Here is a 14,264-nt window from a genome sequence, read left to right on the forward strand (position 1 = left end):
AACCTAACAACTGTAGTTACATACAGTATAATCTGGTTTTTTATACAGTAAAGAGGGATATCTGATTTTTCAGAATAATTTTTTTGACCATCCCAGTTTTGTGCTTAATGTATTGTAGTAACTGTAGTTTTTAGGATGAATCAGATTCAAATGAGCTTCACTGCGTTTGATGATCACTTCTTCATCTTTTTGGATTGGCAGTGCTATCTGGCTGTCGCAGCTGATTTCCAGGTCACGGCTATAGTGAGAGAATTTCAGATGAATAACGCTGTTACTGCTGATAACCAGCGGTCTGGAGGTCAGCGTATGTGGAAACATGGGCACTAACGCAATAGCATCCAGCGTTGGGGTCAAAATAGGGCCGCCAGCGGACAGAGAGTAGGCTGTTGAACCAGTAGGCGTAGAAATAATTAGTCCATCGGAACGCTGAGAGAAGGCGAAATTATTGTCAATATACACTTCAAACTCAATCATATGGGCCACTTTGCCCGGATGCAGTACCACTTCATTAATGGCAGTACTGAGGCGCGTTGGCTGACCTGCCCGATGCAATTGGGCTTCCAGCAGAAAACGTTTTTCTGTGATGTACTCGCCGGCAAGCACTTCAGAAAGTTGCTGATGCAGATTATCCGGATTGAGATCGGTAAGAAAACCGAGGTTTCCGCGGTTAACACCAATAACTTTGATGTCATAGCGGGAAAGAACCCGGGCCGCTCCCAGCATATTTCCGTCACCGCCGATAACTACCGCCAGATCGGCCTGCTGCCCAATTTCTGACAGACTGCCGGTGGTCATATCTTCCAGTTTTAGATCATTTGCTATTTGTTGCTCTACAATAACGGTATAACCGTTGCTCTTTAGCCAGTGGTATAGTGTCTTGTGTGTCGCTAGTGCTGAAGGATGACGTGGGTGTCCGACTAACCCAATGCAACTGAACTTGTTATTATTCATTTAATTTTTCCTGTCAGATGCGACAATAGCATCCATACAATATGAATGACTTCCTTGATTCGTCAATTTTCATCCCCATAATATAAGCGAACAAGTGAGCGTAATGCCAAACTGCGGAGATTTACATGAGTAGTAAAGAACAAAACACCCCTAATGAGCAAGTCCTGGATGAGACATTAAACGAGCACCAACAAGTGGAAGGTGCAGAGCAAGCCGCAGAGTTAGACGTAAATACTCAAGTTTTTGAGCAAATCGCTAATCTGGAAGCTCAACTGGCTCAGGCACAGCAGCAAGAGCGTGAGAATATTTTACGCGTTCGTGCTGAAGTTGAAAACGTTCGTCGTCGCGCAGAGCAAGATGTGGAAAAAGCACATAAATTTGCTCTGGAAAAATTCTCTATTGAGTTGCTTCCGGTGATTGATAATCTGGAACGCGCGTTGGCTTCTGCCGATCAAGAGAATCCAGACTTTGCTGCGCTGGTAGAAGGTGTAGACCTGACCCTGAAATCACTACTTAATGCGGTGCGTAAATTTGGTGTAGAAGTGGTGGAAGAGGTTAATGTTCCTTTCAACCCAGAGTTGCATCAGGCAATGACCATGATGGAATCTGCCGATCATGCACCAAACCATGTAATGATGGTGATGCAAAAAGGTTATACCTTAAATGGTCGTCTGATTCGTCCTGCTATGGTCGCTGTTTCTAAATAATAGTCATAAAAATTAATGCTAATAGAGCTTGATAATAATTAGCGTTATGATTAATGTGAGATAAGAGTCTAATATGCGCCTTATCTCACATTCTTTATATTTATTATATTATTCATTAAGTTAGTCTCTGTTTTTTATTTTCCCTTCGGTTTTTCTTCAGATATTTCTTACTAAATACCCATTAATAGCTAGAGCCTATTCTAACGATAGGTAAGACCGCCCGTGATACTTGATCCGAATCAATTTGATATTTCCCTTACCAGAGATAATCCAAGCGATTTTCATCATGAGGTAGGATTTTCTCATGACATTCCAATAAGACAGAGAAGAATGTGAGGGAACTATGATAAAGAAGCTAATCGTAGGAGCTTGTGCTTTAGGCATAGTCGGTTATCTGGGGACGGCAACCTATATTTACAATTATGACGCTAAGCGAAGCGAGCGCTTAATTGCTACCGCAGCACCGAAAGGTGATGCACACGTAAGAGAAATTTTTTATCAGCGCGGTTGCGAATATTGCCATACCGCTAATGCCGATATGCCTTTCTATGCATCATTCCCGATTGCCAAGCAATTAATGGAATATGATGTGAAGATGGGCTATGTGCACTTTAACCTGCAGGCCACCATGGATAGCTTGGTTAATGGTACTGCAGCACCAGAATCAGACTTAGCTAAAATTGAACGTGCTATTCAGGACGAAATCATGCCTCCTGGCCGCTATACCGCGGTGCACTGGAGTGGTGGTGTAACAGCTGAAGATAAAGCGGCTATTCTGGCTTGGGCACAAGAGCAACGTTCTAAATACTACGTGACTGAAGGCGTAAGCCCGGCCTTTAAAAACGAAGTTGTTCAACCATTACCAGAACCAATGCCAACCGATCCGAAGAAAGTGGCAATGGGTTCTATCCTTTATCATGACAACCGTTTATCCGGCGACAACTCACTTTCATGTGAAACTTGTCATAAGCTGACTGCTGGTGGTGTTGATAATCTGATTACCTCAAAAGGTATTAATGGTTCAATTGGACCAATCAACGCACCAACCGTGTTTAACTCGGTATATAACATTGAGCAGTTCTGGGATGGCCGTGCGAAAAACCTGCAAGAGCAGGCGGGTGGACCACCTCTTAACCCAATTGAAATGGGCTCAGAATCCTGGGATCAAATCATTGGTAAACTGTCTCAGGATCCGGCTCTGACCGCGGCATTTACTGAAGTTTATCCGCAGGGTTTCACTGCAGATACTATCACCGATGCTATCGCTGAGTTTGAAAAGACTCTGGTAACGCCAAACAGTCCATTTGACCGCTTTATGAAAGGTGATGATAGTGCGCTGACTGCTCAACAGAAGCATGGCTTCCAGCTGTTTAAAGATAACAAGTGCGGAACTTGTCACGTAGGTAAAAACCTGGGTGGTCAATCGTTTGAAATGATGGGCCTGAAAGAAGACTACTTTGCTGCTCGTGGTAGCATCACTGAAGTTGACCAGGGGCGCTTTAACTTCACTACCTTTGAGCGTGACCGTAATCGCTTTAAAGTACCAACGCTGAGAAATATCGAACAAACCGGACCATACCTGCATGATGGCAGTATGGACACCCTGAAAGGTGCGGTTGAGATGATGCTTAAGTATCAGTTAGAAGTTAACCTGCCAGAGAAAGATGTAGACGATATTGTTGAATTCCTGAAGTCTACTACCGGTGAATATAAGCTGGATCAACCGACCAAGCTTTAATATTGACTGAAGTTACAATGTATAACCGCGCTATTTAGCGCGGTTATTTTTTTGTCAGTCTGACAGGGTATTAAAGGTTGTCTAATTGCCAGCGGATAGGTGTTAAACCCTGTTGTTCTAACAGCGTATTAGCCTGTGAGAAGTGCTTGCAGCCAAGAAAACCACGATGAGCAGATAAAGGTGAAGGATGAGGTGCAGCCAGTACGTGATGGCGTTTGCGGTCAATAATACGGCCTTTCTTCTGGGCGTGAGAGCCCCACAGCATAAAGATAATTCCGTCACGATGTTCGTTGATGGATGCAATCACCTTATCAGTAAAGGTTTCCCAACCCAGACTGGCATGAGAGTGCGCTTTACCAGCCTCAACGGTGAGTACAGTATTGAGTAACATCACCCCTTGTTCTGCCCAACTTTGCAAATAACCATGATTCGGGCGTTGAAAATCGGGAATATCGGTCATAAGTTCTTTATACATATTGACCAGTGACGGCGGCGGTTGAATGCCCGGCAATACGGAAAATGACAGCCCGTGTGCCTGATTAGGGCCGTGATAAGGGTCCTGACCCAATATTACCACTTTAATGTCAGCCAACTCCGTTGAGCTGAACGCATTAAAAACGTCTTTTTGTGGTGGATAGATCACTTTTCCAGCCGCTCTTTCACAAGCGACAAACTTGAGAGTGTCCTGAAAGTAAGGCTGCTGCTTTTCCTGACCAATAACATCGTGCCATGTCAGTTTGTCGCTCATAAAGGATCTCCTTTCTTTTGAATGGTATATCGAGCGCTAAGAAAAAGTTATCGCTGAATAATACAGCAAGGTGGCTACGATTATGATCTTTTAATCGCACTTTTGGACGATGAATTGGCTGCAGTTATAAAAAAAGTTGAAAATTTACAAAAATAATTAAATGTTAAAAAATGGCAAAAATTGATATAAAACAAAAAGTTGATTAAATGGTAATTTTTTATGAGTTTTCAAAATTGATTTTAATCAAAGAATTTTGGTGGTATCACTGATATATAAGATGAAAAATAATGTTAGTTTTGTGTCACTAATGTTACGACTGAACGAATTCGATATCGTTACCCCTAAAAATTAGGGGGAACTTAAATTTAAAATACTGATGGAGGCACCAAATGATTACTGGTATCCAAATTACTAAAGCTGATAACTCTGCATTGCTGAACTCTTTCTGGTTGCTGGATGATGAAACTGCTGAAGCACGTTGTGTTTGTGCAAAAGCTGATTATTCAGAAGATCAGGTTGTACCGGTTAGCCAACTGGGCAAAATCGAATACCGTGAAGTTCCAATGGAAGTTAAGCCAACTGTACGTGTAGAAGGTGGTCAACACCTGAACGTTAACGTACTGAGCCGTGATACTCTGGAAGACGCTGTTAAGAATCCAGAAAAATATCCACAGCTGACTATCCGTGTATCTGGTTATGCAGTGCGTTTTAACTCACTGACTCCGGAACAACAACGTGATGTTATTACTCGTACTTTCACTGAAAGTTTGTAGTAGGTAGTTGTTTTTTGGAAGGGCCGCTGGGAACAGCGGCCTTTTTTATTGTGGTTTTTGAATTGGTTTATTGGTCGTATGGTGTAAGTTTCGCCGCTTTAAGTTCTGTGTTTATCTCGGCAGTGGAGTTTGCGTCGAGCAAAGGGGCGTTGGGGCGAACGCCCCTCTGCACTCCCCGCGCCAACGCAGCCGACTGTTGACCGCCGCGTTGCGGCGGCAACCTCAGACAATAAAAAAGCCAACGCACCGACGCAGAGCCGCTCCCGACGTCGCTGCGCCTCGACCAACATCCATGTTGGTCGTGCTACTTTTTTATTGTCTGAGGCAACATTCGGATGCTTTAACCTGAAGGGCCAAGGGCTAAGGAGCTCAAAAAATAACGGCTCCGAAGGGAGCCGTATTGCATTATGCTTTATCTGTTGATGTGTCCGGAGATGCAGCATTATTGGCTGACTTACGCCGTTTGCCTACGTTTTTGCTGTCCCGGTGACGAACTTTTACTTTGACCTTTTCTTTATTCTTCTCTTTTTTCTTTTCTGCCGCTTTTTCCTTAGCTCTCTTCGATTGCTTACGGCCGTTGGTTGGTCCCGGAGCTTTGCTGGTTGGACGCAATTCCTCAATCACGCGCATTTTCAGCGGTTCCTGAAGATAACGTTCAATTTTGCCCAGTAGCAGATGGTCGTGAGATTCCACCAGAGAGATAGCGATACCTTTTTTACCTGCGCGGCCGGTACGACCAATGCGGTGCAGGTAGGTGTCAGCGGTACGCGGTAAGTCAAAGTTGAATACATGACTGATGTCCAGAATATCCAGACCGCGTGCAGCGACGTCGGTGGCTACCAGTACATTAACCGTGCCATCCTGCAGGCGTTTAATCGCTTCATTACGTTTTGCCTGCACCATTTCACCTTCAAGGTAGAAACATTGAATCCCGGCATCACGGAGCCAGCTTACCAGCTCATGCAGACGTTCACGTTTACGTACGAAGATGATCGCTTTATGCACATCAGGTTGTTTTAGCAAATGGCAAAGCAGGGCGGTTTTATGCTTGATATCATCAGCGCGATAGTACCACTGATGAATTTTTTTACGTTCACGGCGGGAAGGATCGGCTTCAATTTCTACCGGATCGTTTAACAGGCGTTCGGCGAAGTCACGAATAGCTTCTCCTTCCAACGTTGCGGAAAACAGCAACGTTTGTTTACGCCAGCGAGTTTCCGCGGCGATGCGTTCGATGTCTTGAGCAAAACCCAAATCTAACATGCGGTCGGCTTCATCAAGGATCAGCGTTTCTACCGCACGGCAGTCAAAATTCTCTTCTTTAATATATTGCAGCAGGCGACCGGTAGTAGCGACCACGATATCCTGATTCTCGCTGAAAACTTCAGCGTGATTCATATAAGCTACACCGCCAGTAATAGTCGCAATATCCAGGTGGGTATGGGCGGCCAATTCACGCGCCTGTTCTGCTACCTGCATCGCCAGTTCACGGGTTGGCGTCAGGATCAGAATACGCGGCGGGCCGGACTTTTTGCGCGGATAATCGAGCAGGTGCTGAAGTGCGGGCAGCAGGAATGCCGCAGTTTTACCGGTTCCCGTTGGTGCGGAACCCAGTACGTCACGTCCATCCATCGCTGCCGGAATAGCTGCGGCCTGAATGGCGGTTGGGCGCTCATAGCCCTTGTCACTTAATGCATCCAGCAACGGCTGGTCGAGATCGAGTGCGGAAAAGTCTAATACTGTCATGGTCTACCTCTGCTTGGGGCGCCGATTATAGATGTATTGAGCGGGATCTTCATCTGTTATTGTTGACATCAGGCATTTATCTTCGTTTTCGGTTAGAATTCATCTGACATTATTGATGAGTGAAATTACTGGCAAAATACAGAATAATTCTCTGTATTGGCTGTAAAAGCGTATGGGTTATTTATGCAGGTTACGATGAAACAGAGTAAGGAGAAACCTTTACTTCGCCGCGGCGGTTTCACATTTAAACAATTCTTTGTTGGTCACGATCGATGTGGAATGAAGGTTACGACAGATGGCGTTATTTTAGGTGGCTGGACTAACGTGACTTCATGTCGACGCATTCTGGATATTGGTACCGGAACCGGATTGTTAGCGCTAATGCTGGCGCAACGTAGCGAACAGCAAGTTATGATTGATGCGGTTGAAATTGATCTTGCCGCTTGCCAGCAGGCGCAAGAGAATGTTCAGGCTTCACCATGGCGTCAGCGTATCAGGGTATTTCATCAGGATATCGCTGATTATGCTGAAATAGCGGATAGCGGCTATGATTTAATCATCAGTAATCCTCCCTATTTTCCGGAGGGAACGGATTGTCGCGATGAATCCAGAGCCAAAGCCCGTTATACCCATATTCTCAGTCATCAGAATTTATTAATGTATGTTGATAAGCTATTGGCTCCACAGGGGCGATTCTCGGTGATGCTACCTTGCGCTTCAGGTGAACAACTGGAAAAGCAGGCGTTAGAGATGGGATGGTTTGTTGCTCGCCGTACCTGGGTTTGTGATGTGCCAGATAAAGCACCTTATATTGTGTTGTTGGAATTATCCAGGGCACCACTGCTTTGTGATGAACAGAAGTTGATAACGCATCAACCGGGTAGAAAAGATTACACCGAAACGTTTAAACAGTTAGCTAAAGATTTTTATCTTGCTCTCTGAAAAATATATAAAAATAGCCTGATGAATTATTGCAATCTTTTGTATAGAGTGAGGCTGAAAGTGAAAAATCATGTTAGCCTACACCGAATCAGGCCGGAAACAGAAGCGTATTGGCTGAATATCCTGATGTCATGCGCCTGATGGGAGCTCCGGGACGACAAAATAACAGGCAGATTGGTTGAAAAACCAGCTAACGATATAATTACGCGTGAGATGTTGGGAACTAATCATTCAACAGCGTCTCTAAGAAGTTGCTTGCTCAAATTAGTACAATAATAGGTTTGGCAGCACGAAACGCATCGAGATAGTTGAGGAGACTTTACCTCGAATGAGCGAGCAGTTAACCGACCAGGTGTTGGTTGAACGGGTCCAAAAGGGCGATAAAAACGCATTTAATATTCTGGTTGTTCGCTACCAGAATAAAGTTGCGGGCCTTGTTTCCCGCTATGTACCACAGGCGGATGTTGCCGATGTGGCACAGGAGTCCTTTATTAAGGCCTACAGAGCGTTGGAGTCTTTTCGTGGTGACAGCGCTTTTTATACCTGGTTATACCGAATAGCAGTAAATACCGCGAAAAATTATTTAGTGGCTCAGGGGCGCCGTCCTCCCTCAAGTGATGTGGATGCCGGCGATGCAGAAAACTTCGAAAATGCAGGTGCATTAAAAGAAATTTCGAACCCTGAGAACTTAATGTTGTCAGAAGAACTGAGACGTATCGTTTTTGGAACTATCGAGTCATTGCCAGAAGACTTAAAGATGGCAATCACGCTACGTGAAATCGATGGTTTAAGTTATGAAGAGATTGCAGAAATCATGGATTGTCCGGTTGGAACAGTAAGATCAAGAATATTCCGGGCCCGTGAAGCAATTGATAATAAAGTACAACCACTGATACAGCGATAGTATTTGTATCTGACTTCCAGGATGTTGTAAGAGAAAGGGTATTAGGCATGCAAAAAGAAAAGCTTTCCGCTCTGATGGATGGAGAAAGCATTGATAATGAAGTTATCAATGGACTGTCCCAAGATAGAACGCTTCAGCAAAGCTGGCATCGCTACCACCTGATTCGCGATACTCTACGTGGAGATATCGGCGAAGTGGTTCATTTCGATATAGCAGACAAAGTATCAGCCGCATTGGCGCTGGAACCGGCGTTATCAGGCTTTGATAAGCCGGTCGTATCACAGCCTCATCCGGCAACCTGGCAGAAGATGCCGTTCTGGCACAAGGTTCGCCCATGGTTTGCTCAGGTTGGGCAAATTGGTGTTGCAGCCTGTGTGTCTCTGGCGGTGATTGTTGGCGTTCAACAGTATAACCAACAGGGTACTGACAGTACGCCAGATACACCGGTATTTAATACTATTCCGTTAGGTGGACAGGCATCACCGGTCAGTTTTGATGTGGCAACGGAAGGCGCTCAGAATACTAATCAACAGGTTCTGGAGCAGCGTAAACGTATCAACGCCATGCTACAGGACTACGAATTACAACGTCGTTTACACGCGGAACAGCTGAAAATCGCACCAAGGGCTGATACCAGTGCAAAAACCAGTAATTCTGCGTCAACAGGATTAACTCAGTAGTCGATGAAACCAATCGCGTTTATTGTTTGTAGTTTGCTGGGGGGGCTCCCCCTGGCTGCGGTTTCCGCACCGAATCCAACAGAAGTTTTATTGCAGCAAATGACCAGTGCCAGCCAGACTTTAAGCTATGAGTTCTCTTATGTGAACGTTAGCAAAGTTGGTATTGAATCCCTGCAGTACAGACACTCTATACAAAATGGTAAACCGCTGGTTCAGCTAATTAATATGGATGGACCTCAGCGGGAGGCAATACTGCGTGGTATCGAAGTGAGTTACTTTGAACCCGGTATGGAGCCTTTTAGCATTCGCGGTGACCATATCGTTGACTCATTACCCTCTCTGGTATTTGCCGATATTGACCGCCTGGAACAATACTATGATTTTGTTCCGGTGGGGCGTTCACGTATTGCTAATCGTATTTGTGATGTTGTGCGGGTCGTACCGCGCGATGGGTTACGTTATAGCTATGTGGTTTGGTTAGATACTGAAACTAAACTGCCTCTGCGTACCGACTTACTTGATAGAGATGGTGACACACTGGAGCAGTTTCGCGTAGTGGCCTTTAGTGACGGTGATAGCGTAAAAGCGAAAATGGCTGATTTTTCAATGCCAGTTATGCCGCCGCTGTTAGCCGTTCCTCCCGGTGATAAACTGACCATGAGTTGGAGTGTGGGTTGGTTACCTCAAGGTTTTTCCGAATCTTCCCGCAGTCGTCATACGGTTTCTGACGCTAAAAGTAGCGTGGTGGAATCCCGACTCTATTCCGATGGCTTATTCAGTTTTTCCCTGAACGTATCACCAAGTAGTTATCAGGGGCAAACCAGTGAACACTCATTGCGTCAGGGGCGTAGAACTATTCATACTGAAACCCGTAATAATGTAGAAATTACGGTGATTGGTGAATTACCTCCGGCTACAGCTAAACGTGTTGCTACCAGCGTCGTGGTGAATTAAGGCTGATAAATGTTACGTAAGTGGGCGACCGTCATCGACTGGCAACAAGGCATTGCGACTTTACGCTGTGAACAACAAGCGGGTTGTAGCAGTTGTCAGTCAAAAGCTTCCTGCGGTACTCGTGTACTGAACAAACTGGGTCCTCAGGTTATTCACGATCTGCAAATTCCGGTTGAGCAACCTTTATCTCCAGGTCAGCGCGTTGAACTTGGCATTCCTGAGTCCGGCGTGCTGCTATCTGCACTGTTGGTATATATGGTGCCTCTGTTAGGCATTCTGCTGTGTTCAGGATTGTTTTATTATGGCTTAGGAAGCGATATTGCTGCAATTATCGGGGCTATCGTTGGCGGTGTTAGTGGTTTTGTTATTGCTCGTTTTTATGCTGCAAAATTTGCTACTAATGCATCAGTTCATCCGATTATATTGCAAATAGGCATTCCATCTGTAAGTCAGACCGGGAATTAAATTTCACAGAATTCCTGCGTTCTTCCCATTTTTATCTATTCTCAATAACACAATAGAAAAATCACCCCGCAGGGCGGAGTGATTGATTCAGGAAGACAGGATGATGAAAGCGTATCTGGCTTATTTATAAATGATCGCAGTACCGTGGATATTTTCGCTGGTAGATGCAGAGTTAATATAATAATGGCTTGCGCCCATTGCATCGGCTTTAGCGGCCAGTTTGCTTTCTAATGCAGATAAAGAGCGTGCATCGCTGGCAGAAACAGTACCAATCTTATCCAAATTTTCTGTTTGAGTACGAGTCACTTGTTCAGCAGCAAAAGTGCTGAAAGATAAGGTAGTCAGGATAGCGGCAGTAGCAATAAATTTGATGCTTTTCATAGTAGGTAACTCCAGTTAATTAAAATGTTGAAAGATTGTTGTCTTTCGGTAACACACATTCTAGATGAGTTACTGTAAATGAATAGCGGAGAGAATTGATTTACTTGTTCAGTTTATTTGAATTTCTAAAAAGATGATGTCTAATCCCTGGAGTTTCATTTTTTGCAATTTAACGCGATGACTGATTTTCAGTGATAATTCGTCGGCAAAAAAACAGTCACAAGCGCAGTTAACTGGTTAGCAGATAGCGTATGTTGCTATGTTTTAGTCATGGTGACGTGTAGAATGTCCGCCAGTTTAGAGATTAAGTGAATTTTTGCTGTGTGGGGATTTGCAATATATTCCCTGCATCAGTGGGTTTCTGTATCAGCCGGATCTAGGTAAATGACTGATAATAAAAGTATAGCAAATAAGAATATAAGAAACTTTTCGATCATCGCCCACATTGACCACGGTAAGTCGACGTTGTCCGACCGTATTATTCAAATTTGTGGCGGGTTGAGCGATCGTGAAATGGCGGCACAGGTTCTGGATTCTATGGATCTGGAGCGGGAGCGTGGCATCACCATTAAAGCGCAAAGTGTGACGCTGGATTATAAGTCACAGGATGGTAAAACCTATCAGTTGAACTTTATCGATACCCCAGGACACGTTGACTTCTCCTATGAAGTATCACGTTCACTGGCGGCTTGTGAAGGTGCACTGTTGGTGGTAGATGCCGGACAAGGGGTAGAAGCCCAAACGCTGGCAAACTGCTACACCGCGATTGAAATGGATCTGGAAGTGGTTCCGGTTCTGAACAAGATCGATTTACCGGCTGCGGATCCCGATCGTGCAGCTCAGGAAATTGAAGATATTGTTGGAATCGACGCTACCGATGCGGTTCGCTGTTCGGCCAAAACCGGTCTGGGCGTACCTGATGTGCTGGAGCGCTTAGTTCGCGATATTCCGCCACCGACAGGTTCAGCTGATGAGCCGTTACAGGCACTGATCATCGATTCATGGTTTGATAACTATCTTGGCGTTGTGTCGTTAGTACGGATTAAAAATGGCGTACTGCGTAAAAACGATAAGATCAAAGTGATGAGCACCGGCCAAACTTACGGGGTAGACCGTTTAGGGATATTTACACCAAAGCGGATCGATACCGAAGCCCTTGGCTGCGGCGAAGTAGGTTGGGTAGTTTGTGCTATTAAAGATATTCTTGGTGCACCGGTAGGGGACACCCTGACCAATGCGCATAAGCCAGCAGAAAAAGCGCTGCCGGGCTTTAAAAAAGTTAAACCTCAGGTATATGCGGGTCTGTTCCCGATCAGTTCTGATGACTATGAAGCATTTCGTGATGCATTAGGCAAATTAAGTCTGAATGATGCATCTCTGTTTTATGAACCGGAAAACTCAACGGCACTGGGCTTTGGCTTCCGTTGTGGCTTCCTGGGTCTGTTGCACATGGAAATCATTCAGGAACGTCTGGAACGTGAATACGATCTTGACCTGATTACTACCGCACCAACGGTAGTGTACGAAGTGATCACCACCAGTGGTGAGACGGTTTATGTCGACAGCCCGTCTAAACTTCCTCCATTGAACAATATTGAAGAGCTACGCGAACCTATCGCTGAATGCCATATGTTATTACCACAGGAATTTTTGGGTAATGTTATTACGTTATGTATTGAGAAACGTGGCGTACAAACCAATATGGTGTATCACGGCAATCAGGTTGCTCTGAGCTATGACATTCCTATGGCTGAAGTGGTTCTGGATTTCTTCGACCGCCTGAAGTCCACCTCTCGTGGCTATGCTTCGCTGGATTACGGTTTTAAACGTTTCCAGACTTCTGACATGGTACGGGTAGACGTGTTGATTAACAGCGATAGGGTAGATGCTCTGGCCTTGATCACTCACCGGGATAATTCCCAAAACCGTGGCCGTGAGCTGGTGGAGAAAATGCGTGAATTAATTCCGCGCCAGCAGTTTGATATTGCAATTCAGGCGGCTATCGGTAACCACGTGATTGCCCGTTCTACCGTCAAACAATTGCGTAAAAACGTATTGGCCAAATGTTACGGTGGCGACGTGAGCCGTAAGAAAAAGCTATTGCAGAAACAGAAAGATGGTAAGAAACGCATGAAGCAAGTAGGGAACGTTGAAGTTCCTCAGGAAGCGTTCCTGGCTATTCTTCACGTTGGTAAATAAGTAATAAGGAGTTCGCATGGCGAATATGTTTGCCTTAATTTTAGCTGTGGCCACACTGGTGACCGGTATCATCTGGTGTCTGGACCGCTTTAAGTGGGCGCCTGCGCGACGCATTAAGATCGAAGCTCTCAGGGTTGAGACCGACGGAAAGATTGATGGTAAAGCGCTAGCCAGAGTGGCCAGACAGCCGGGATGGATTGAAAGCTGTGTTTCTGTGTTTCCCGTATTGGCAGTGGTATTTGTGCTGCGCTCTTTTTTATATGAACCTTTTCAGATTCCGTCTGGTTCAATGATGCCAACGCTGTTGATCGGTGATTTTATTCTGGTGGAAAAATTCGCTTATGGTGTTAAAGATCCGATTACCCAGACAACACTGATGAAAACCGGTACTCCGCAGCGCGGTGATATTGCGGTATTCAAATATCCGCTGGATAAGAATATTGATTATATTAAACGTGTAGTAGGGCTACCGGGAGACACTATTCATTTCGACCCGAACTCGAAAAAGCTAACCATCACTCCCGCTTGCCCAACAGGTAGCGAGTGCAAACCTGCTGCTGAGTTAGAGTATTCTGATTTGGTGAAAAGCAGTTGGTTTATTGGTTTTGAGCCCTCTGCTGGTGGTGCAAATCAGATGACCACCCGTTTCTTCGATACCAAAACTGAAGCAGGACGCGCTGAAGGTTTACGCGGTGTGTATATGGTTGAGCGTAACGAAAAATTGGGTAATGAGTTCCATCAGACATTAATGATTCCTGGCGTAGCGAACAGCGCAGGTGATTATTATCAGCAACCAGGCGCTCCGGCGAATACCTGGATTGTACCGGAAGGCAAATACTTCATGATGGGTGATAACCGCGACAACAGTGCGGACAGCCGTTTCTGGGGTTTTGTACCGGAAGAGAACTTTGTTGGTAAAGCAACAGGGATCTGGATGAGCTTTGAGAAACAAGAGGGTGAGTGGCCAACCGGTATTCGTTTTAGCCGTATTGGCGGAATTCACTAATTCGTTCTAAGTTATACTGTCTCAGATGTAAATAGTCCGGATTTAGAACCCTTTAGATCCGGATTTTTTA

At 45.1% G+C, this 14,264-nt stretch carries 14 protein-coding genes; 10 read left to right on the forward strand and 4 right to left on the reverse strand.

Features of this window, described 5'->3' with window-relative positions:
• Positions 1-69: 69 nt before the first annotated feature.
• On the reverse strand, positions 70-951 hold the full coding sequence (gene nadK, locus GOL65_RS16170) for an NAD(+) kinase (protein WP_130592069.1): 882 nt from the start codon (positions 949-951) through the stop codon (positions 70-72).
• Between the two features lie 125 nt (positions 952-1,076).
• Between nadK and grpE the strand changes: the two genes are divergently transcribed.
• Together grpE and GOL65_RS16180 are read left to right on the forward strand one after the other, a co-directional pair.
• On the forward strand, positions 1,077-1,658 hold the full coding sequence (gene grpE / locus GOL65_RS16175) for a nucleotide exchange factor GrpE (RefSeq protein ID WP_140921385.1): 582 nt from the start codon (positions 1,077-1,079) through the stop codon (positions 1,656-1,658).
• 343 nt (positions 1,659-2,001) lie between these two features.
• Entirely contained in the window at positions 2,002-3,396 is a 1,395-nt protein-coding gene (locus GOL65_RS16180) for a cytochrome c peroxidase (protein ID WP_140921386.1), read from the forward strand.
• A gap of 70 nt (positions 3,397-3,466) precedes the next feature.
• On the opposite strand, the gene ung is transcribed toward GOL65_RS16180, so the two are convergent.
• Positions 3,467-4,144, reverse strand: coding sequence for a uracil-DNA glycosylase (gene ung / locus GOL65_RS16185; RefSeq protein ID WP_140921387.1), 678 nt, complete (start codon positions 4,142-4,144; stop codon positions 3,467-3,469).
• A 389-nt stretch (positions 4,145-4,533) separates the two neighbouring features.
• On the opposite strand from ung, the gene grcA reads away from it, so the two are divergent.
• Complete coding sequence (gene grcA, locus GOL65_RS16190; RefSeq protein WP_130592065.1) at positions 4,534-4,917, forward strand: autonomous glycyl radical cofactor GrcA; 384 nt, start codon at positions 4,534-4,536, stop codon at positions 4,915-4,917.
• Positions 4,918-5,322: 405 nt separating this feature from the next.
• Here grcA and srmB read toward each other — a convergent pair whose 3' ends face one another.
• Complete coding sequence (gene srmB / locus GOL65_RS16195; protein ID WP_140921388.1) at positions 5,323-6,663, reverse strand: ATP-dependent RNA helicase SrmB; 1,341 nt, start codon at positions 6,661-6,663, stop codon at positions 5,323-5,325.
• Between the two features lie 195 nt (positions 6,664-6,858).
• Here srmB and trmN point away from each other — a divergent pair, with 195 nt between their 5' ends.
• From trmN to rseC, 5 genes are all read left to right on the forward strand, one after another.
• Positions 6,859-7,605: a tRNA(1)(Val) (adenine(37)-N(6))-methyltransferase TrmN gene (trmN, locus tag GOL65_RS16200; RefSeq protein ID WP_140921389.1), complete on the forward strand. Its 747-nt coding sequence runs from the start codon at positions 6,859-6,861 to the stop codon at positions 7,603-7,605.
• Positions 7,606-7,933: 328 nt separating this feature from the next.
• Positions 7,934-8,509, forward strand: a complete 576-nt coding sequence (gene rpoE, locus GOL65_RS16205) for an RNA polymerase sigma factor RpoE (RefSeq protein WP_108900045.1) — start codon at positions 7,934-7,936, stop codon at positions 8,507-8,509.
• 47 nt (positions 8,510-8,556) lie between these two features.
• Positions 8,557-9,189 (forward strand): anti-sigma-E factor RseA, encoded by a 633-nt coding sequence (gene rseA / locus GOL65_RS16210; protein WP_140921390.1) that lies wholly within the window; start codon positions 8,557-8,559, stop codon positions 9,187-9,189.
• A 3-nt stretch (positions 9,190-9,192) separates the two neighbouring features.
• On the forward strand, positions 9,193-10,143 hold the full coding sequence (rseB, locus tag GOL65_RS16215; RefSeq protein WP_140921391.1) for a sigma-E factor regulatory protein RseB: 951 nt from the start codon (positions 9,193-9,195) through the stop codon (positions 10,141-10,143).
• Positions 10,144-10,152: 9 nt separating this feature from the next.
• On the forward strand, positions 10,153-10,608 hold the full coding sequence (gene rseC, locus GOL65_RS16220; protein WP_179038454.1) for a SoxR-reducing system protein RseC: 456 nt from the start codon (positions 10,153-10,155) through the stop codon (positions 10,606-10,608).
• A 120-nt stretch (positions 10,609-10,728) separates the two neighbouring features.
• Here the strand turns inward: rseC and bhsA are convergent, their stop codons facing one another.
• Positions 10,729-10,989 (reverse strand): multiple stress resistance protein BhsA, encoded by a 261-nt coding sequence (gene bhsA, locus GOL65_RS16225; RefSeq protein ID WP_130592059.1) that lies wholly within the window; start codon positions 10,987-10,989, stop codon positions 10,729-10,731.
• A 384-nt stretch (positions 10,990-11,373) separates the two neighbouring features.
• Between bhsA and lepA the strand changes: the two genes are divergently transcribed.
• A complete protein-coding gene (gene lepA / locus GOL65_RS16230; protein ID WP_140921393.1) occupies positions 11,374-13,188 on the forward strand; it encodes a translation elongation factor 4 in 1,815 nt (604 codons plus the stop codon).
• 16 nt (positions 13,189-13,204) lie between these two features.
• On the forward strand, positions 13,205-14,194 hold the full coding sequence (gene lepB / locus GOL65_RS16235; RefSeq protein ID WP_140921394.1) for a signal peptidase I: 990 nt from the start codon (positions 13,205-13,207) through the stop codon (positions 14,192-14,194).
• Positions 14,195-14,264 lie beyond the last annotated feature (70 nt).

Origin of the sequence: Limnobaculum xujianqingii, assembly GCF_013394855.1 — a bacterium.
GTDB classification, from domain to species: domain Bacteria; phylum Pseudomonadota; class Gammaproteobacteria; order Enterobacterales; family Enterobacteriaceae; genus Limnobaculum; species Limnobaculum xujianqingii.